The following is an 18,821-nucleotide window of genomic DNA, read 5'->3' as shown; positions in this document are numbered from 1 at the left end:
CAATACCGGATCACACCTCACGCCGCCCGGCCAGTGCACGGCCGAGCGTGATCTCGTCGGCGTATTCGAGATCGCTGCCGACCGGCAGACCGCTCGCCAATCTGGTGACCGTGATGCCCAACGGGGACAGCAGACGGCTGAGATAGGTCGTGGTCGCCTCGCCTTCGATGTTGGGATCGAGCGCGAGGATGATCTCCTTGACCTCGTCGCCTTTGAGACGGTCGAGCAGTTTCGGGATGTTCAGGTCGGTGGGCCCCACGTTGGCCATGGGGTTGATGGCGCCGCCCAGCACGTGGTAGACGCCGTGGTATTCGCGCGTCCTTTCGATGCTCATCACATCCTTGGGCTCCTCGATCACGCAGATGATGCTGTGGTCACGCCGCGGGTCGGCGCACACCGGGCAGGGACTGGTTTCGCAAACGTTCCCGCAGATATCGCAGAACCGCACCTTCTGCCTGGCCTCGGCTATGGCCTCGGCAAGATTGGTCGACTCCTCGTCGCCCGCCGACAGCAGGTAGAAGGCGATGCGCTGCGCCCCTTTGGGACCGATGCCGGGGAGATGCGCGAACGCATCGATCAGCCGTTGTATCGCGTTGTCATACGCCAATGCCATGGGTTGTGATCAGCCTTCCTGATGCTTGTTCGCAGGTTGCGCGTTCTTGGGGTTATGCGGATCGTCGGCCGCGAAATCCTCGACCTGCTTCACATCGAACATCTTCGCAATCTGCGCGATGTCCATCGCCGCCGTGGAGTCCAACGACTTGTCGCTCAACGAATAGACGTCGTCCTCCGGAGCCACCTGCGGATGCCGGACCGGGTCGCCCCGATTCGCATTCGCACCCATGTCTGGGCTCGGGGTAGCGCTCGAGCCGGAATCCATCGGCCGCACTCCGCCGTCTGGCACCACCGATGCGGAAGACGATGAAGCCGCCTGTTGCGAGACGGGGAACGGCGCTGCCACCGAAGAGGCACGCACCGCGGAAGGGCCCTGCGGCGCGGATGCCGTTGGGGAATTCTGCGCGGGTTCCGCCGATGACGGCGGGACTGCAGACGATGCACCCTCCGGCGCGACACCTCCGGGGAGGGCAGGTATGGCCCACGGATCGGTGTCATCGCTCATATCGGGAACCGCGACGTGTTTATGATGGCCAGCGCCTCCCGCACCACCGTTGGCCCCTGCGACAGCGGGGGCATGCATCGTATGCGCGGACCCGTCATGGCCGGGCCGAACGGCGTCGCGATGGGCGGCACCAGCGGGACTTGTCTCAGCGCCGGCATCGACACCATGGGCGGCAACACTGGACCTTGCGGAAACCGGCCGGAACCATGGATCGTCGTCATCGCCGGTACGGTCGTTGGCTACACCGGCGCGGGGATGACTGGGGTCGTCGGCGTCACTCGATGCCGACCCGGCCGGGGTCTTCGACTCCTTGCCCTGCTCGGCGGAGGCCTTCGTACGTGACGCCGCGGCGGCGAGCGCCGTATTGGCCAACCCGGCCTTGGCCAGGGCTATCTGTCGTTTCACCTGGGCGAGCCGCTCGGGCGCCATGCGGGATGTCGGCTCGACGCGTTCGCCGTTCGCGGCGACCTTCGTCGGGGCGATCATGACATCCTCGCCGAAGACCTGGCGCACCGTGTGCAGCACGATTGCGGAGGCTTTGGATCCACTGTGCGCGGCGTCCGAGGACAGCGCGAGCGCGAAGGCATGCTGGCTGATGGCACGGTCGAAGGTCATGGAGAGCCTGCGTCGACCGTTCCTCCCGACGCTCAGGGCCACGTTCGTGACCCTGTCGCCATCCACATATTCGCGGACATCCTGAGGCAACGCGGAGAGGACCGCGGCCCACCGCTCTTCGACGCTGCGTTCATCATCATGGGGGGCATTCCCAGCGGACGCGACACCATTATGAGCATCCGGTGACGCGGCCGCCGACCCATGCGCCGCATCCGTATCAGCCGCGGCATTCCCACCTGCCGCCAAGGCGGACTCGGGCTCCACGGGGGCAGCCGTCGCTTCCGTGCGCCCGGAGTCGGAGGATTGGGCGGGGGCTGGCTCCACTTTGGCCGTCGGCGCCGGACCACCGGTGGGAGCGGACTGCGGCGAGGACTGTCGGGCGGCACCGGCGAATCCGGCCCGCGTTCCCCCGGACGGCGATGATGCCGGGGCGGTGCGTTGCGAGGCCTCATGCCGCGAAGCGACGGGCGGCTGAGCCGAAGGCCGCGCAACGTCATGCCGCACTTCGGACACGGTTTCGGGGTCACGCCCGGCCAACAGCCGCGCGGCGAGCAGCTCAAGGCGCATACGGGGCGACACCGCCCCCGTCATGGCGGCGAGCGCCGTATTGATGGTCTCCGCCATGGCGCTCAGGGCATGCAATCCCAGTGCGGCGGCCTGCGTATGCAGTTGCTGCACGTCATCGACGGCGGCGTCATCGCTCAGCACACGTTCGGCATGTTCGCCGCCGATCGTCAGCACAAGCAGATCCCGGACACGGGCCAGCAGATCCTCGACGAAACGACGGGGATCGTACCCACCCACCACCACTTTCTGCACGACGCCATACAATCCCTCGCCATCGCGTTCGATGACGGCGTCAATGGCCTGGGCGATGAGGGCATCGGGCGTGAAGCCGAGCAATGCGACGGCCACGTCGTGGGAGAGAACGCCATCCACCGACCCGACCATGAGCTGGTCGAGGATGGAGAGCGTATCGCGCACCGAACCACCACCGGCACGCATCGTCAGCCTGAGCACGCCGGGTTCGCACGTGACATGCTCCTGCTGGCAGATCTGCTCGAGGTAGGGCCCCATGATCTCCTGGGGCACCAACCGGAACGGGTAGTGATGGGTCCGGGAACGAATCGTGCCGATCACCTTGTCGGGTTCGGTGGTGGCGAAGATGAACATGACGTGTTCGGGCGGTTCCTCGACGATCTTGAGCAGAGCATTGAAGCCCTGTTGGGTGACCATATGCGCCTCGTCGAGGATGAAGATCTTATACCGGTCGCGAGCGGGGGCGAATGTCGCGCGCTCGCGCAGTTCACGGGCGTCCTCGACACCGTTGTGGCTGGCCGCGTCGATCTCGACGACATCGATGGACCCCGGGCCGCCGTTGGCGAGGTCCTTGCAGCTTTCGCATTCGCCGCAGGGATGGGAGGTGGGGCCCTTGGCGCAGTTGACGCAGCGCGCCAGGATGCGGGCGGAACTGGTCTTGCCGCAGCCCCGGGGTCCCGAAAACAGGTAGGCGTGGGTGAGTCGTCCGCGGTCCAGTGCCCGCGACAACGGGACCGTGACCTGGTCCTGGCCAATCACCTTGTCGAAGGTGTCGGGCCTATATCGACGATACAACGCCAATGCCATGCGTACGCTCCCTCAAGACTCGTGATGCCCTAGGCCGCCGATGCGTCCGGACGACAACCGACCCATGTCAGCCATCACAGGGACCACCGCGGCCATCGGCGGCGATCACCTCTAACCTACTGGTACCCGGCTATCTTGATCGCCCTCGCCCCACCGCTCCGAGGGACCCCGGCCTCCCCGCTATTCGCATTCCACGGGGCCTGCCGCGGCGCGTTCGGACACCTCCCCAGCGAACGGCACCCGGGTGGGGATGGCCACCGTGACCACGACATCCTCGCCATCGACCCGACACGACGCGAGACGGCCACCGTGCCGATCCGCGATGGTGCCCGCAGCCGCACAGGCATCGCCCTGCGTATGCCAGAGCACCGCCGCCGAGGAGAGCGCCGTCAGGTCGGCCGCCGAACGGGCACGGGCCTGGCACACCATGAGATTGCCCACTGAGGCGGCCATGGCCAGCAGCACCGCCGCGGCGGCCACAAGGCCCATGCCGACCATGGTGCCGGATCCTTCGTCCTCACGCGTCCAACACGGCCGCCACCGTGACCATAATTCCTTGACGCCCCCGTTCACTGCAGCCTCCCGACGGCCGTGGCCCGCACCCTCGTGGGCAGCACATTGCCCGGCCCGGGTATGACCGGGCACGATGTGGTGACCGTGACCGTGTCCCCGGCCCTATCCACCGCAACCGTGGCCCCGGGTCCCGCGACGCTGCGTACCAGCGCACCACCATCCACCTCACCCCGCGCCACCACGAGCTCGCGGGCGAGCACGGCGGCCGCATCCTGGCAATCCATCGAGACCACGACCGCTCTCGCCAGCGACATCAGGACCAGAGCGATCACCATCACCGCGGGGAGCACGGTGGCGAACTCGGCCGTGACGGCCCCATCGTCGCCGCCATGCAGCCAGCGTGCGACGCCGTGAACGCGGCGGCGCACGGCCGCTGCCCCATACCTCATCATCAGGTGTTCAGGGCCTGCCTCACGATGTTCGTGAGCAGGCCCCGCACGGCGTCGGATTTGAGCAATGCCACCAAGAGCCCGGCGAATCCGGTGGCAGCCACAAGCACCACGGCGTATTCGGCCGTCGCGGCGCCCCGCTCCGGTTCCGCCATCATCGTGCGTATTCGGGCGTCGAGCAGAGTGATGCGCCCCCGCGCGGCGCCCAGCATCGCGGACAACCGCTTTGGAAAGCCGCCCGCCCGGTCGCCGCACCCCGCCGCAAGGGCTGCATCTGTTGTCGTAACCATCGGTGTACCCATCATCGTTCCTTTCGTCAGTACCGGCGGCCATCGCCGATAGCACCAGTGTGGAGGGGCCCGGCCACGCAAGGCGGTGTGCACCGGCACTGTGGTCGAGGACCCATGGGCAGGGAGGCTGCGGTGTGTCGCCGTCGTCGGACACCAGGAATCAGGTATCAGGTACCAAGCACCAGCTTTCGCACATCGGGGGCATAACCCGGATGCACCGCCAACACCTCCGCGAACGTCACATGACGGCAGACGACGCCTGAGCACCGCTCTCCCCCCCCCCCTCAAGGCACGAACGTGATTCACATAGAGTCACATGGAGAACGAGCCGATCGAAGGAATGACGCCGATCAGAATGAAGGCGGGCAGGAAGCACAGGCCCGTCGGCACGAGCAGACGTATGGCCAGACGCGACGCTCCGCGCTCGATGGCCCCACGCCGACGCATTCTGATCTGCTTCACCGCGACATCCAGACGGCCCACGGGAGACACTCCTTGATCCCACGCATCCTCCAAGGCGTCACGAATCAACGAGAGCTCCTCATGCCGCCCCGCAGCCAACACAGGGACCCAGGCGTCACGCCAAGGCACCGCACGATGCAATGCCCGCGCCACCCGGACGAGAGACGCTCCGTACGAACCCGCCACGCTCTCCCCAATGACCTCCAAGGCACGGGGGATGGATGTCCCCTGACCGACGGCGGTCGCCAGCAGCTGCAAGATCAGCGTGATGCCGGGGTCGGGTTGAATCGAGCCCACGGCGGGACGGCGCCACGGAACGCAGCGCCGGACGCGCGGACGGGCGATCAACACGATGATCGAGATACAGCACGCGCTGACGATCGCATAACCATTGGTCTCCATTCCCACTCCCCCAATTCTCGACGCAATCCACGATGCAGCGGACGACTTGCTCCACGAGTCACTCTTCAATCCGCATGGCGGACTCGGCCCAGGACTTCATCGTCGCCCCACGCAGCAAGGACCGCACCCACACCATGCCGAACGCATACACCGCACCACCCAACACGAGGCAAACCAGCCCTTGCCGTGAGCCCAGTAGAAAGGCGACTGGCCGCGCACCCATGACTTCCCCCAGCAACACGGTGACGATCGGCAGCAAGGACAGCAGCTTCACGGTCGCCTGGGGCATGGCCAGAGCATTCGCCTTAAGCTCTTCAAGGGCGGACCAGGCACGATACGAATCGGCGACGTCATCGAGGCAGCGGACCAACTCGCATCCCAGACGTTCGCTGCACCTCACGGACAGGGCCAATTCCACGGCGGCATAATCAATCTGCGCCGGCGTCTCACGCGCCAAGGCCCTCATGGACAGCACTCTTCCAAACCACGACGCCTGGTTCCCGGCACCGGTCCAGTCATCGTCGCCCAACCCCCCGAACGCCTGGGCAATGGATCCCCCGGAACGAATATGCGCGGAGGCCTGCGCGATCACCGCAAGCACACCGATGCGCGGTCGCCCGACGATCGGCACGGCACCCAGACCCCTCACCCGGTGCAGGGCCTGCGGCGCCGGGGCCGTCAACAGCAGCGCGACCATCAATGCGGCGGCCGCGTACCAGGAATCAACCATCATGCCTCCCCATCGACCCGGAACCACCGCCGTGCAGCCATGTGCGGGCGAACATCTCCCAATCGGCGCCCGGGCGGACCTCCCCCACGCCGTCCCAGGTGGCGAGCGCCTGCCCCTGCAACGCGCCGTCCCGCGACAGGACCAGACGACCGATCTGCGCAATATGACGCCCGCCCCCACGCTGGACCAGATGAAGCACCACATCGAACGCCCCTTCCGCCAGCATGGCCAGGGCCCTCGGATCCATACCGGCGAGCAACCCCAGCGAGATGAGCCGGGCGGGAACCCGGCGCACGCTGTCGGCGTGCAACGTGACCATGCCGCCATGATGGCCGGAATTCAATGCCCGCAACAGGTCGGCCACCTCCTCGCCGCGGCACTCACCCAACACGACGCGATCCGGCCGCATCCGCAACGTGGCCTTGACCAGTTCGGTCAACCCCACGGCGCCGGCACCCTCCACATTCGGCTCGCGGGAGACCAGCGACACGTAATTGTCCCGTGATAACTCGCCCAGCTCGCGCACCTCCTCGACGCTCACCACACGCTCCCGCACGGGGCATGCGCCGAGCAACGCCCTGAGCAGAGTGGTCTTACCCACTCCGGTGCCACCGGTGACGAGGATCGTCGCCTTATGCCGCACCAAGGCACGCAACAACGCCAGCCAGCCTTGCGGGAACACTCCGATCGCATGCAACTCGTCGAGGTCGGGCGCACGGGCGCCGGGAAACCGAATCGAGATCACGGCACCCCGCGCCACGATGGGCTCCAGCACGGCATGCACACGAATCCCACTCACGCTCGAGGCATCGGCTATCGGACAGGCGTCATCAAGCCTGCGGCCCAATTGAGCGCAGAGATTGACGGCATAGGCGCGCACCACGGCGGGTGAGGCAAACGGTATGCGGGGCCGGCATTCCTGCATGCCCATGCCATAGTCGGCCCACACCCTGCCGTCGCACGTCACCGTCAGATCGGTGACCGGACGATCGGCCACGATGTCGCGCAGGGGGCCGAGGTCCAGCTCGTCATCGAACATCGTCCACCACCCTCCGATGCTTTCCCGCCGCCGCGACGGCATCGGCACCCAACATGCCCTCCACCCGCTGCGCAATCCGCGTCGCCATACCACGACCGGACCGGCTGCCGCGCGTGATGCCCAGCCCCTCCAACACTTGATATTGCAGTCCTCGACGATGCCGAATCGGCCCCATGACGGGGCACCCCAAATAGTCCGACGCCTCGTCGACGCCCAACAGCCGGCGTGACCTCGAGGCGCCACGCGGATGCAGTCCCACGACCATGGGTTTCATCCCGGTCGCCAAGCCATCGAGATCAAGACGTGCGAGATACGTCTTCGCCCGAGCCAGGCCCAATACCGAAAGCTCGACCGCGACGCAATGCACGGCTCCGACGCGCTCCATACCGGCAGGAAGCGATGCACCGGACCCGGCATCGACGAAGACGACGTCGGCAGCCTGCCCCAACCCGCGCAGTACGGCCTCCACCTCCCACCATTCGGGGGGAGCGCCGTTCCATGCATCGTAGGGCAACACCCGCACGCCCTCCCACACCACCAGTTTTTCGCGCAATGCCGGCCCCTCGATACGGCCCAACGGCGCCTTCACGTCGGAGAACCTCATTCCCCGCTCGTGTTCGACGCCAAGCAGGACATCCAGTCCCCCGGCGTGGAAATCAGCATCGACCAACGCGCAATCATGGCCGAGATCGGCCATCTCCCAAGCCAGCCTCGCGACCAACACACTGAGACCAAGACCCCCGCTCACGGCTGTGCACACCACGATGTTACGGCCCCAGGATTCATCGGTCGCTCCCTGGGGCACCATAGCCCGGCGACGCTCTATGCCATGTACCATGCCGCCGCCCATCCACGAGGGACGGATCTGAGCGGAACCGGATGGGGACACGATGGGAATCTCGGACGTGTCGTCCCCTGTTGGACCAGCCGTGTAGAACCTTCTGCGGTCGCGGCTGCGCGGTGCGGCGATACTCGGATCATTGCTCATGACACAATCGAACCGCCATGATGGGGTGCGTGGCAATCCGGTGAGACCTATGTGGTCGAAGGCCACACACGCCTTCGCGCCCATGATCCCGTAACCCGGTAGCCCCGAATGCGCCACCTTCGACGCCTCGTTGCACGTTGTGTAGTCAATACCGCGGGGCCCGCTGGTGCACGGACCGGCGCAGTCCTGCGGTTTGGCGGTATATGGCCGTTTCTGGTTCCCCACTGTTCGAGGCTGTTGGGGAAGTGCTACACAACGTGAGGATATGGCGCCCAACGTGAGCAGTCCGCCCGAATCCACCGAAGACGCAACCGTTCAGTGCAACCGTTCGGCGATGACCTTTCGGCAAACAAGCCGTGCGACCATTCGGTCATGACATATCGGTACAACAGACGGCGTAGCGGGCAGAAAAAAGGAGACCCGCCGAAGCGGGTCTCCTTGCAAGTAGAACCAGGCAGAATCTCTGCACAACCTCATCGTTGCAACGGTAAGTCTATCCATTGCCCGTCCAACGTAGTGGTCATCGTGACCATTTCCTTTTGTGGGCTTCTGCTCTTAAGTTTTCCTTGCACTTATAATTATCCACATCTTCGAGCGGCATGCAACCCGGGAAGGCCCTTTGTTCGCTTATTGTCACAACTGTGCACTCACGTCCGCACCCAGCCGCGCCATGATGCAATCTGAGCGTTTCCGCAGCCCATATGTGCACCCGTGTGCGTATGCGGATTCCCTCGGCGTGTCGCGACATCGCCCACAACACGCCGCTGGGATTCGGCGTCCCGTGAACAACACCTGAATTCCGGCGCGTTCTGGTTCTCACCGACACACGCAACGCCTAGAGTAGGAGCATGGCACAGATTTTTGACGCACCCTCGAAGGCGCTCCTGCGCAGCCAGATCGCTGAGCACATCGCCGAGACCGACAAGACCGACAAGACCCAACAGCGCGCCGGTGAGGCACCGTTGACCGCGGAGCGGTTCTTCGACAGGGAACTCAGCTGGCTGAAGTTCAACAAGCGCGTCCTGGAACTCGCCGAGGACAAGGACCAGCCGCTGCTGGAACGCGCGAACTTCGCCGCTATTTTCGCCTCGAACCTCGAGGAGTTCTTCATGGTGCGGGTCGCCGGCCTCAAGCGACGCATCGATTCGGGCATCGCCGTGACCGCGGCCTCCGGACTGAGCCCGCGTCAGCAGTTGCGCGCCATCAGTGAGGAGGCGCACCAGCTGCAGGCCGAACATGCACACGAGGTGATCGATGAGATCCTGCCGGCCCTGGCCAAGGAGCATATCGTCCTGCTGAGCTGGGACAAGCTCAACACGTCGGAACAGGAACGGCTGTCACGCTACTATCGCCAGCTCGTGTTCCCCGTGCTCACGCCGTTGGCCGTCGACCCGGCCCACCCCTTCCCCTACATCTCCGGCGGCTCGCTCAACCTCGCGGTGCTGGTGGAGAACCCGTCTTCCGGCAAATCGCATTTCGCCCGCGTCAAGATCCCCGACAACCTCAATCGCCTGCTCCCCGTCGCGGATATGACCGACGAGGGCGGGTCCAAGGAGCGCTACGGGTTCATCCCCCTGGAGAACCTGATCATCGCGCACCTCGAATCCCTGTTCCCCGGCATGATCATCAAGGAGGCACGCTCCTTCCGCGTCACGCGTAACGAAGACATCGACGTGGAGGAGGATGACGCCGAGAACCTGCTCAACGCCATGGAGAAGGAACTGCTCCGGCGCCGTTTCGGACCGCCCATCAGGCTCGAGATCTCCGACACCACCAGCCCGTTCCTGTCGCAGCTGCTGGCAGGCCGGCTGCGTGTGAGCGAGGAGGAGGTATACCGAATCCCGGCACCGCTCGATATGACGGTGCTCTTCGAATTGCAGAGCATCGACCGCCCCGACCTGAAGTACCGGCCGTTCATCCCGATCACCAACCGCCAGATCGCGGAGGTCGAGTCGAGCCGTGCGCAGGACATCTTCGCCGCCATCCGCAACCACGACATCCTGCTGCACCACCCCTACGACTCCTTCTCCACATCCGTGCAGGCGTTCCTCGCCCAGGCGGCCGCGGACCCCAAGGTCCTCGCCATCAAGCAGACGCTGTACCGCACTTCGAGCAATTCGCCGATCATCGACGCGCTCGTCGACGCGGCCCACGCCGGCAAGCAGGTTCTGGCACTCGTCGAGATCAAGGCACGATTCGACGAGGGCGCGAACATCGCGTGGGCCCGCAAGCTCGAACGCGCGGGGGTGCACGTCGTCTACGGCATCGTCGGACTGAAGACGCATTGCAAGCTTTCGCTGGTCGTGCGCCAGGAGGATGACGGGCTGCGCCGCTACTGCCATGTGGGCACCGGCAACTACAACCCCAAGACCGCCCGACTCTACACCGATCTGGGCCTGCTCACCTGCGACCCCGTGGTCGGCCAGGATCTCACCCGTCTGTTCAACCAGCTGTCCGGCTATGCGCCGCGTTCGAGCTTCCACCGGCTCCTGGTGGCACCTCGGACGGTGCGCAGCGGCCTGATCCAGCGCATCGAACGCGAGGAGGCCGCGGCCAAGGAGGGCAAGGAGGCCTGGATCAAGATCAAGGTCAACTCCATCGTCGACGAGAAGACGATCGACGCGCTGTACCGTGCCAGCCAGGCGGGCGTGCACATCGACATCGTGGAACGTGGCATCTGCGCACTCAAGCCCGGCATTGCCGGACTCAGCGAGAACATCAAGGTCCGTTCGATCCTCGGACGGTTCCTCGAACACAGCCGCATCTACGCCTTCGCCAACGCCGATGGCCCGCAGATCGGAGAAGGGCCGGCGGCCGGTCCCGAGGTGTGGATCGGATCCGCCGATCTCATGCACCGCAATCTGGACCGACGGGTCGAGGCGCTCGTGCGCATCAGCGATCCCGAACAGATCGAGCGCCTGCTCAACTACGTCGATCTGCAGATGGCGGACTCCACGATTTCGTGGCACATGCTCCCCGATGGCGAATACGTGCGACATGCACGCGACGAGGAGAACCGGCCCTTGGTCGACAGCCAGGAATACCTCATCCACACGCACCAACGCTGAGTGCCGTCGTCAGGCCGAACCGGCTGGACGGCATCAGGTGCCATGTCACCGTCGGGCCGGACCGGCGGCATGGCACTAGGTAAGGAGTGAGACGAATGGCGAATCGCGTGGTCGAAGCGGCCGGCGGTATTACGTACCGGTGGGTCCATCGTGCGGCGCCCGCCGAGGAACGTCCGGCGGGGCACGGAGACGATCATGCCCCCGATGCCCGCCGGCACCAGATCTCAACCGCAACACGGGATGCGCTGGCCCACCTCGAACTCTGCATGGTGCACCGACCTAAATACGACGACTGGAGCTGGCCGAAGGGCAAGCTGGAACTCCACGAAACCCATCGTCATGCCGCCGTGCGCGAGATCGGTGAGGAAACCGGTCTGGCGGTGGCGCTCGGTCCGACGATCGGCGAAGTCGAATACCCGCTCCTGGCCGAGGGCACGCGCAACCGGCACAGCAGCAAGGGCAAGGGCACCGCCAAGCATGTGCAATACTGGATGGCCACCATCGTCAACCCCTCTGACCCGCAGGCCAGATCCAATGCCCTGGGCCCCGTGTTCCCCGCCGACAGCGGAGAAATCGACCAGATCGCCTGGGTTTCCGTACGGCAGGCGCGGCGGCAACTCTCCCACCCCCAGGACCGCGAGATCCTCGATCAGTTCGTCGACCGGGTCGAAGAGGGCGCCCTGCACGGCGGGACCATCATCATCGTGCGCCACGGCAAGGCGATGGCCCGCAAACTCTGGAACGGCACGGACTCCAACCGGCCGATCACCCCCAAAGGCGCGGCTAGCGCCTATGCCCTGAACCGAGAGCTCGCCTGCTATGAGCCGGCACATCTCATCTCCTCGCCGTGGATCCGCTGCAAAGAGACCCTGCAGGGCTTCTCCTGGCTGACCGACCTGCCGTTGATCATCGCCCCGGAGCTGACCGAAGACGCCTTCGCCGCCAACCCGGATTCGGCATGGCATGTGATCAGGGACGAAATCGCACGGGTGACGACTTCCGGCACCACGTCGGCCATATGCATGCATCGCCCCGTCATCGGCGGCGTCTTCAGCCACTTGCGGAGGCTGTGCCCGTCCAAATCCCTATCGCGCCAATTGGCCGGATCCTCGCCGTACATGCCGACGGGATGCGCCATCGCGTTGTTCATCGTCCCCGGCCCCGACGGGCCGGCCGTCATCGACATACAGAGAGTGACACCGCTTGTCTACTAATACCAGCAATGCCTTCCATAACGGCTCGTCATCCATTCACGCCAGCCGCGAATCCTTCGCTCCCGCCAGGACCGGGTCGTCACGACCCTCACGCCCGGCGCAGATCGACCCTACGGTGGCCGCGCACGTCGCCGGAGGGGCCGACCCTCAGGCCATCGACGAGATGAGCCACGCCTCCGCGGCCGCCATGCTCGACCGTGTCCACCACAGCCAGGATCCCGCCGTCGTCGAGCGCGTGCTCACCCTCGTCGAGCGCGAGGGCGTGGATATCATCGCGGAACTCTGGAGCCACGCGCAGCCGGATACGCTGCCGGCCATGCTGTGGCGGCTGTACCTGCTGCGCACCTGGATGCACCGGCACCAGCAGTCACTCTCGCGACTCTGGCGTGCCGGCGAACCGGTGGCGACCGTCGATTCGGTCGTGGCCGGGATCGATCAGGCTCCTGAGGCGCAGAACATCGCGCATACGGCTGATTCCATCCTGTCCGGGGCGTTCACCGGGGACTTCGCGGTGGCACTGGAGCGTGCCGCGGCCTTCACCGATGTCATCGCCGGCGGCCTGCATGCCCAGGCGAAGCGGCTGGTGCATGGCGATCATGCGCCCAGGGATTCCGCACATGAGCACACAGCACCTGGAAACACACAGAATGAGCCGACGAGCGACGACCGGACGACCGCGGCACGGCTCATGCATACGGCCGGCAATCTGCTCGTGACCGCCCATGACTTCCGCAGCGGGGCCAACCAATGGCGCCGCGGCCGACTCGAATAACCTTCCGGCGGTAACCAATCCCCACCGCTCTGCCTGCAGGCCGAGTCGCTGCGCAGACCCAATCTCTATGCATACCCAATCCCTGCAATCCCTGCGTAGATCCGGTCTCTACGCGGGTCCGAATCCCGAACGGCACTATGACCGGTTCGCCTCCACAATGGTCCGTACGACATCCCGCTGCACGCGTAATGGTGCATTACCCCGGATGAACCGCTATACTGATGTGGCGCACCGGGCCATGCTTAAGCCCCGGGCTCCATTTGTTGCCGCTGCGAGCGGCGTTTGCGCCGACAGGCGCTTTCATGGTTCGGTGCGTTTCTCACTATCTTGTCACAACACCGCCCACCGAGCGGTACGACGACGCGTGCACGGCATGTATCACCGCAGGGTCTACTCTTGGAGATATGCAACTCCATGTTTTGAATCATCCGCTGGTCGAGCACAAGATGACCGTCCTGCGTGACAAGAACACCCCTTCCAACATCTTCCGAGAGCTCGTCTCCGAACTCGTCACCCTCGAAGCCTACGAAGCCACCCGCAACCTGACGCTCGTGGATCGTAAGATCGAGACCCCCATCGCCCCGATGGTTGGCAAGCACCTCGCCTCCCCCCGCCCCATGGTCGTTCCCGTGCTCCGCGCCGGACTGGGCATGCTTGACGGCATGACCAAGCTGCTGCCGACCGCCGAGGTCGGATTCCTGGGCATGCGCCGCGACGAGAGCACACTCGACATCATCACCTATGCCAATCGTCTGCCCGAGGATCTCACCGGACGGCAGTGCTTCCTGCTCGACCCGATGCTGGCCACCGGCGGCACGCTGGTCGCCGCCACCAATTACCTGGCGGAGCGTGGCGCCAAGGACATCACGGCCATCAACATCATCGCCGCACCCGAGGGCCTCGCCAAGCTCGAGGCCACCATCGACCCGAAGATCGACTTCAAGGTCGTCGTGTGCGCGGTCGATGAGAAGCTCAACGACCAGGCCTACATCGTGCCGGGTCTGGGCGATGCCGGAGACCGTCTCTACGGACTGATCGACTGAATCGAATCGAGCGGTCGATCTGATCGACCCATCTGTCCGTCGCTCTGAGCGACCGGCCCAATCCAAGTAGTGCCATGCACCAGCGATAACGGGGTGCGACGGCCATCATCAGCATGGCCGCCGCACCCCATTTTTCCATACCATGGTCCGCTACAGGCGCGGGACAAACGCCTCGAAGATATGGCGGCTGAACCGCTTGGCGCTCCTGTCGAACTCCTCCTGGCTGCGCAGCGTCCAGGACACCGCCGTCACGCCCATGGCCTTGACCAGACGCATCTGCGCGGCGTCACCGCCATGCCAGTCGTAGGCGACGAAATCCGGCCGAGACATCCAGTTGCCGAGCAGCTTGCCCGCCGCCCAATCCTTGATGTCCGACTGGTCGAACGCGGCATCCGCAGCCAGCTGGCCACGGTACACCTCGGGACGATGCTTCGCATACCATCCCATGGCCATCGGATGGAAGGACTCGACGGCGTAGGCCCCCTCGTAGTCATCGAGCAATGCGGCGCCCTTCTCCATGAGCTCCACCTGCCGCGTACCCCACTCGTATCCGGAGAACTTGTATTCCACGATGATCGGCACCCGCCCTTCGACGAGCGTGAGCACGTCATCGAGCAACGGCGCATGCTGGAAGTAGCCTTGGGATGCCTGGCCCTGATCGCCGTCGCCGGACGCATCCACATGCACATCCGTCTCCGCGCTCTCACCGGTCGACAGCGGTTGCGCGACCGAATCACCGGGTTTGGCAGGTACGGGGAACAGAGCGATGCCGCACAACTCGTCGTAGGTCAGATCCTCCAGACGCCGCGGATCGCCGGCGACGCGCAGCAGATCGGCATCATGCAACACGACGACCTTGCCGTCGGCCGTGAGTTGAATGTCGAGCTCGATGCCATACCCGGCCTCGCAGGCCGCAGCGAACGCGGCCATGGAGTTCTCCGGAGCGATCGGACCGACGTGGTCGGCCGTGCCGTACCCCGCACGCAACGCCATGCGCCGCGCCAGCGCGACATACTCCCCGCTCTGCGCGACGTAGGCCGGCACCAGCCCCGATCCCGCGTCATGCAACCCACGATGCGCGTACATCACATCGGGCAACGCGTGCACACCATGAGCCTTACGGTTCTGGGCACTGCGCGGCCCCATGGCCCACACCGCCGCGGCCGCGGCCGCCGCCGACCCGAGCACCACACGCTTGAGGAATCCACTACCCGCCATATCACGCCCCGTTTTCCGTCTATACCATGTTCCGTACGTATCCGTCATCATCAGCCGACAACGACCGGCGGCATCCGTCACCGGCACCCATCGCCGGCAGGCGGTCATCGCCAATCCAGTCATCCTCAACCGATCGCACGCCGCACCACGCGGCGCCGACGTCTTCATCCATAGTAGCCGCCACGGCCCATCGCTATGCGAGCGAACACACGAAACGCGGAATGGGGAACACTATCGGCGCTTCTTGCGATGGCCTTTGATCGCGATGTCGAAGACGATCCATGCCGACAGGACGAACGCGACCACGTACCCCATGAATCCCACGACGGGGATACCAAACACGATGGGCTTCATGCCCGCGAAGTAGACGATCGACGAGCCGACGAACAATCCGACGACGATGAGGGCCATGGTCAGCCGATTGACCATATCGGAAAGCATGGCGAACGGCTCCTGCGATCCGACCAGCTCCATGTTCACGCGCAGCTGACCACGCGTGAGCATACGCATGGCGATCCTGCTCTCCGCAAGGGCGGCCAACGACCCGTGCAGGGCGCGCCGCCCCTGGGCACCGAGCGTGGCGAGCTCCTTCTTCGCCACACCCGGCAAGGTGTCGCCGGAGGCGATGTGGCGGGAGATGATCTCGATCATATTCACGTCCGGTATGAACTCATCGAGCAGCCCCTCGAGCGTGACCAGGGCACGACCCACCGTCGTGATCGAACTGGGCATGGCAATGCCATGGCGCTGCGCCATCTGGGTGAGCGAGGCGAGGAACTGCGCGATATCAAGCTCGGCGAGGTCGACCGTGCCGAACTCCTTGACGATCCCGTCCAGATCGACGAGCAACGAGGCATAGTCCTCCGGGTCGGTCTTCGCGCCCGAGAACCGCAACAGCCCTTCCGCCAACTGCGGGGAATCCTGTGCGGCGACGGCGAAGATCATCTGGCGCAGCACCGCACGGGTGCGCTGGTTCAGCCGCCCGACCATCCCCAAATCGATGAGTACGATCTTCCCACCGGAAACGAGAATGTTGCCGGGGTGCGGATCGGCGTGGAAGAAGCCGGCGTCGAGCATCTGCGCGGCGTAGTTGTCGACGAGCTTCGTGCCGATCTCCTCGAGGTCGTACCCGTCGGCACGCAGTTCGTCCGTATGCGAGACGGATATGCCATCGACGTAATCCATCACCACGACGTGCTCGGTGCACAGCTCCATATACGGCCGCGGGCAATCCATATAGGCATAGGAGCCGCAGAATCGCTTGAATTCACCGAGATTGCGGGCCTCGAGCAGGAAATCGGTCTCGCCCTCGAAGGTCTCCCACAACTCCTCGACCACACCGCTCAAATCGACGACCTGCGCGCTGCGCACCACCCTGCTGGCCATCCTGGCGATGGAACGCATGATGGAGACGTCCTGCGCCATGGTCTCGCGCACCCCCGGACGCTGCACCTTGATGGCGACGTCCTCGCCCGTTGCCAGGGTGGCGCGGTGCACCTGCGCCAACGATGCGGAGCCGAGCGGCGTGGCGTCGATATGGTCGAAGATCTCCTCGATGGGCCTGCGGTATTCGCGGCTCAAGGTCTCCAACACGGTCACGTAGGGCATGGGATCGGCGTCGGCACGCAACTTCGCGAGTTCGTCGCAGAAGTTCTGCGGCAGGATCTCGGAACGCATCGACAGAATCTGGCCGACCTTGACGAACGTGGGGCCGAGCGCCTCGAGCATAAGCCGGAGCCTCACCGGGGTGAGCCCATGCATCACATCGAATTCGCGCGCGATGGACGCGATCTGCGCCAGACGCTTGATCTTGCCGCGACGGGTCAGATGGTAGCGCTGGGAGAAATCCTCGCGGTTGCGGCCGAACAGCCCGATGGTCTCATCGCGCTCGTCGCGAACGGTATAGGAGCCAAGCCCATGCGCATCACCAGCTGCGGCACCAGGCGCGGTGTGCGATGACGCGGACGATGGCATCGTCGTCTCCGGTGTCCGCGTCTTCACAGTTGGTGGCTCCATGATCCTTGGTGTACCGGGCGGTCACTCCCCGGTTGTCGTCTCCGACCGTCCGTTGGCGTCAGCGTCCTGATCGCCCTTGCCCTCGTGGGTCCGGCGCTTGAGTTCCGTGTTCAGGGCCTTGCCCTGCTCCACGGTCAACTCGCCCTTCTTCACCAGGTCATCGACCAGGCTCTGGCTTTTCTCATACGTGGTGGCCAGCGCGCCCACGCCCGCGAGGAAGACCTTGCGCAGACCTTCGCCAAAATCAAGATTGCTCATCATGTGCCTCCTTCAGGTCACGGTACGTATCACTCTACTCCATGGAACCGAGTGTGACATGGCTCTCAGTTGGCGGCAATCGCTGTATTCGCACCGTGAAATGACCACCCGCATGGCCGCCGTACCGTACACTCGAATGTGAGTGCCACGGGCCCACCGTCCGCGGCAATGGGGTGCAACCATCAGAACCACCGCCATGAAGAAGGGAATACCACCTATGAACATTCGTAAATACATCGCCGAGTTCATCGGCACCGCCATACTGGTCACCGTGGGCTGCGGCACCGTCATCGGTTCGACCGCACTGACCGGCGCGCTGGGTCTCAAGGGCTCGGCCCTGGCCATCAGCTCGGTCGTCATCGCCATCGCGTTCGGCATGTCCATCGTGATCGCGGCCTACTCGGTCGGCAACGTCTCCGGCGCGCATCTCAACCCCGCCGTCTCGCTCGGCATGCTCATCGACGGACGTCTGAGCGTCGCCGACTTCATCGGATACGTCGTCGCGCAGTTCCTCGGCGCCATCGCGGCCGCCGGCCTGCTCGTGGCCTTCACCGGCTCGAACGCCTCGCTGGGCGCCAACGGCTTCGGCGACGCCTCGGCCATGCACACCGGCATGGGCACCGCGTTCCTCGTCGAATCCGTGCTGACCTTCTTCTTCGTGCTCGTCATCCTCGGCGTCACCGCGAAGCCTGAGTTCTCCAAGATCGCCGGCCTCATCATCGGCCTGTCCCTCACCGCCATCGTGCTCATCGGCCTGCCCTTCACCGGCACCGGCGTCAACCCGGCCCGTTCCTTCGGCCCGGCCCTGCTGGCCGGCGGCGAATCCCTCGCCCAGGTCTGGCTGTTCATCGTCGCCCCGCTGGTCGGTGGCGCGGTCGCCGCATTGGTCCACCGCTTCGTGTTGGCTCCGGCCTATCTCACGAAGGACTGATGACGCGTCGATCCTCAAACGATTGGCATTGGTGCTGGTCATAGCATCGTAATCATGACTGCGGGCC

The 18,821-nt window shown here is 65.0% G+C and carries 17 protein-coding genes; 5 read left to right on the top strand and 12 right to left on the bottom strand.

Annotated features, from left to right (window positions below):
- Positions 1 to 10 precede the first annotated feature (10 nt).
- The 9 genes from recR to BMON_RS02765 form a co-directional block, all read right to left on the bottom strand.
- Positions 11 to 613 (bottom strand): recombination mediator RecR, encoded by a 603-nt coding sequence (recR, locus tag BMON_RS02805; protein WP_033513030.1) that lies wholly within the window; start codon positions 611 to 613, stop codon positions 11 to 13.
- Positions 614 to 622: 9 nt separating this feature from the next.
- The gene (dnaX, locus tag BMON_RS02800) at positions 623 to 3,361 is read right to left on the bottom strand and encodes a DNA polymerase III subunit gamma/tau (RefSeq protein WP_033513032.1); all 2,739 of its coding nucleotides are present in this window, start codon (positions 3,359 to 3,361) and stop codon (positions 623 to 625) included.
- A 180-nt stretch (positions 3,362 to 3,541) separates the two neighbouring features.
- Positions 3,542 to 3,934: an Rv3654c family TadE-like protein gene (locus BMON_RS02795; protein ID WP_272944899.1), complete on the bottom strand. Its 393-nt coding sequence runs from the start codon at positions 3,932 to 3,934 to the stop codon at positions 3,542 to 3,544.
- Positions 3,931 to 4,326 carry a TadE family type IV pilus minor pilin gene (locus BMON_RS02790; protein ID WP_237745302.1) on the bottom strand — a complete coding sequence of 132 codons (396 nt, stop codon included), beginning with the start codon at positions 4,324 to 4,326 and terminating at the stop codon, positions 3,931 to 3,933. Before BMON_RS02790 ends, BMON_RS02795 begins: the two co-directional genes overlap by 4 nt.
- A complete protein-coding gene (locus BMON_RS02785) occupies positions 4,326 to 4,613 on the bottom strand; it encodes a DUF4244 domain-containing protein (protein WP_051917839.1) in 288 nt (95 codons plus the stop codon). The genes BMON_RS02790 and BMON_RS02785 overlap by 1 nt, the downstream gene beginning before the upstream one ends.
- 312 nt (positions 4,614 to 4,925) lie before the next feature.
- Positions 4,926 to 5,477 (bottom strand): type II secretion system F family protein, encoded by a 552-nt coding sequence (locus BMON_RS02780; protein ID WP_051917811.1) that lies wholly within the window; start codon positions 5,475 to 5,477, stop codon positions 4,926 to 4,928.
- A gap of 58 nt (positions 5,478 to 5,535) precedes the next feature.
- Positions 5,536 to 6,210 (bottom strand): type II secretion system F family protein, encoded by a 675-nt coding sequence (locus BMON_RS02775; protein WP_052122224.1) that lies wholly within the window; start codon positions 6,208 to 6,210, stop codon positions 5,536 to 5,538.
- Positions 6,200 to 7,246, bottom strand: coding sequence for a TadA family conjugal transfer-associated ATPase (locus tag BMON_RS02770; RefSeq protein WP_081882815.1), 1,047 nt, complete (start codon positions 7,244 to 7,246; stop codon positions 6,200 to 6,202). The genes BMON_RS02775 and BMON_RS02770 overlap by 11 nt, the downstream gene beginning before the upstream one ends.
- Positions 7,236 to 8,234: a CpaE-like family protein gene (locus tag BMON_RS02765; RefSeq protein ID WP_152595781.1), complete on the bottom strand. Its 999-nt coding sequence runs from the start codon at positions 8,232 to 8,234 to the stop codon at positions 7,236 to 7,238. Before BMON_RS02765 ends, BMON_RS02770 begins: the two co-directional genes overlap by 11 nt.
- 848 nt (positions 8,235 to 9,082) lie before the next feature.
- Between BMON_RS02765 and BMON_RS02760 the strand changes: the two genes are divergently transcribed.
- The 4 genes from BMON_RS02760 to upp all read left to right on the top strand — a co-directional run bounded on the left by BMON_RS02760 (position 9,083) and on the right by upp (position 14,331).
- Positions 9,083 to 11,302, top strand: a complete 2,220-nt coding sequence (locus BMON_RS02760; protein WP_033513036.1) for an RNA degradosome polyphosphate kinase — start codon at positions 9,083 to 9,085, stop codon at positions 11,300 to 11,302.
- Positions 11,303 to 11,397: 95 nt separating this feature from the next.
- Positions 11,398 to 12,516: an NUDIX hydrolase gene (locus BMON_RS02755; protein WP_033513038.1), complete on the top strand. Its 1,119-nt coding sequence runs from the start codon at positions 11,398 to 11,400 to the stop codon at positions 12,514 to 12,516.
- Complete coding sequence (locus BMON_RS02750; protein ID WP_033513040.1) at positions 12,506 to 13,288, top strand: hypothetical protein; 783 nt, start codon at positions 12,506 to 12,508, stop codon at positions 13,286 to 13,288. Before BMON_RS02755 ends, BMON_RS02750 begins: the two co-directional genes overlap by 11 nt.
- Before the next feature lie 404 nt (positions 13,289 to 13,692).
- On the top strand, positions 13,693 to 14,331 hold the full coding sequence (gene upp, locus BMON_RS02745) for a uracil phosphoribosyltransferase (RefSeq protein WP_033513042.1): 639 nt from the start codon (positions 13,693 to 13,695) through the stop codon (positions 14,329 to 14,331).
- A 150-nt stretch (positions 14,332 to 14,481) separates the two neighbouring features.
- Here the strand turns inward: upp and BMON_RS02740 are convergent, their stop codons facing one another.
- From BMON_RS02740 to BMON_RS02730, 3 genes are all read right to left on the bottom strand, one after another.
- Positions 14,482 to 15,549, bottom strand: coding sequence for a glycerophosphodiester phosphodiesterase family protein (locus BMON_RS02740; RefSeq protein WP_033513043.1), 1,068 nt, complete (start codon positions 15,547 to 15,549; stop codon positions 14,482 to 14,484).
- Between the two features lie 231 nt (positions 15,550 to 15,780).
- Positions 15,781 to 17,565, bottom strand: a complete 1,785-nt coding sequence (locus BMON_RS02735; protein ID WP_081882814.1) for an ABC1 kinase family protein — start codon at positions 17,563 to 17,565, stop codon at positions 15,781 to 15,783.
- Between the two features lie 21 nt (positions 17,566 to 17,586).
- Positions 17,587 to 17,823: a phasin family protein gene (locus BMON_RS02730; RefSeq protein ID WP_051917835.1), complete on the bottom strand. Its 237-nt coding sequence runs from the start codon at positions 17,821 to 17,823 to the stop codon at positions 17,587 to 17,589.
- Positions 17,824 to 18,040: 217 nt separating this feature from the next.
- Here BMON_RS02730 and BMON_RS02725 point away from each other — a divergent pair, with 217 nt between their 5' ends.
- The gene (locus BMON_RS02725) at positions 18,041 to 18,754 is read left to right on the top strand and encodes an MIP/aquaporin family protein (RefSeq protein WP_202805440.1); all 714 of its coding nucleotides are present in this window, start codon (positions 18,041 to 18,043) and stop codon (positions 18,752 to 18,754) included.
- The last annotated feature ends 67 nt before the right edge of the window (positions 18,755 to 18,821 follow it).

This window comes from Bifidobacterium mongoliense DSM 21395 (assembly GCF_000741285.1).
Lineage (GTDB): Bacteria > Actinomycetota > Actinomycetes > Actinomycetales > Bifidobacteriaceae > Bifidobacterium > Bifidobacterium mongoliense.
Note: the sequence above shows the minus strand (reverse complement) of the source record. Positions and strands in the feature narration are given on the sequence as shown.

What these genes read in the sequence shown, in the direction of transcription:
- BMON_RS02755 (WP_033513038.1), top strand. Translation starts at nt 11,398, where the DNA reads ATGGCGAATCGCGTGGTCGAAGCGGCCGGCGGTATTACGTACCGGTGG.
- BMON_RS02735 (WP_081882814.1), bottom strand. Translation starts at nt 17,565, where the DNA reads ATGGAGCCACCAACTGTGAAGACGCGGACACCGGAGACGACGATGCCA.
- recR (WP_033513030.1), bottom strand. Translation starts at nt 613, where the DNA reads ATGGCATTGGCGTATGACAACGCGATACAACGGCTGATCGATGCGTTC.
- BMON_RS02775 (WP_052122224.1), bottom strand. Translation starts at nt 6,210, where the DNA reads ATGATGGTTGATTCCTGGTACGCGGCCGCCGCATTGATGGTCGCGCTG.
- upp (WP_033513042.1), top strand. Translation starts at nt 13,693, where the DNA reads ATGCAACTCCATGTTTTGAATCATCCGCTGGTCGAGCACAAGATGACC.
- BMON_RS02725 (WP_202805440.1), top strand. Translation starts at nt 18,041, where the DNA reads ATGAACATTCGTAAATACATCGCCGAGTTCATCGGCACCGCCATACTG.
- BMON_RS02765 (WP_152595781.1), bottom strand. Translation starts at nt 8,234, where the DNA reads ATGAGCAATGATCCGAGTATCGCCGCACCGCGCAGCCGCGACCGCAGA.
- BMON_RS02730 (WP_051917835.1), bottom strand. Translation starts at nt 17,823, where the DNA reads ATGAGCAATCTTGATTTTGGCGAAGGTCTGCGCAAGGTCTTCCTCGCG.
- dnaX (WP_033513032.1), bottom strand. Translation starts at nt 3,361, where the DNA reads ATGGCATTGGCGTTGTATCGTCGATATAGGCCCGACACCTTCGACAAG.
- BMON_RS02740 (WP_033513043.1), bottom strand. Translation starts at nt 15,549, where the DNA reads ATGGCGGGTAGTGGATTCCTCAAGCGTGTGGTGCTCGGGTCGGCGGCG.
- BMON_RS02785 (WP_051917839.1), bottom strand. Translation starts at nt 4,613, where the DNA reads ATGGTTACGACAACAGATGCAGCCCTTGCGGCGGGGTGCGGCGACCGG.
- BMON_RS02780 (WP_051917811.1), bottom strand. Translation starts at nt 5,477, where the DNA reads ATGGAGACCAATGGTTATGCGATCGTCAGCGCGTGCTGTATCTCGATC.
- BMON_RS02760 (WP_033513036.1), top strand. Translation starts at nt 9,083, where the DNA reads ATGGCACAGATTTTTGACGCACCCTCGAAGGCGCTCCTGCGCAGCCAG.
- BMON_RS02790 (WP_237745302.1), bottom strand. Translation starts at nt 4,326, where the DNA reads ATGATGAGGTATGGGGCAGCGGCCGTGCGCCGCCGCGTTCACGGCGTC.
- BMON_RS02770 (WP_081882815.1), bottom strand. Translation starts at nt 7,246, where the DNA reads ATGTTCGATGACGAGCTGGACCTCGGCCCCCTGCGCGACATCGTGGCC.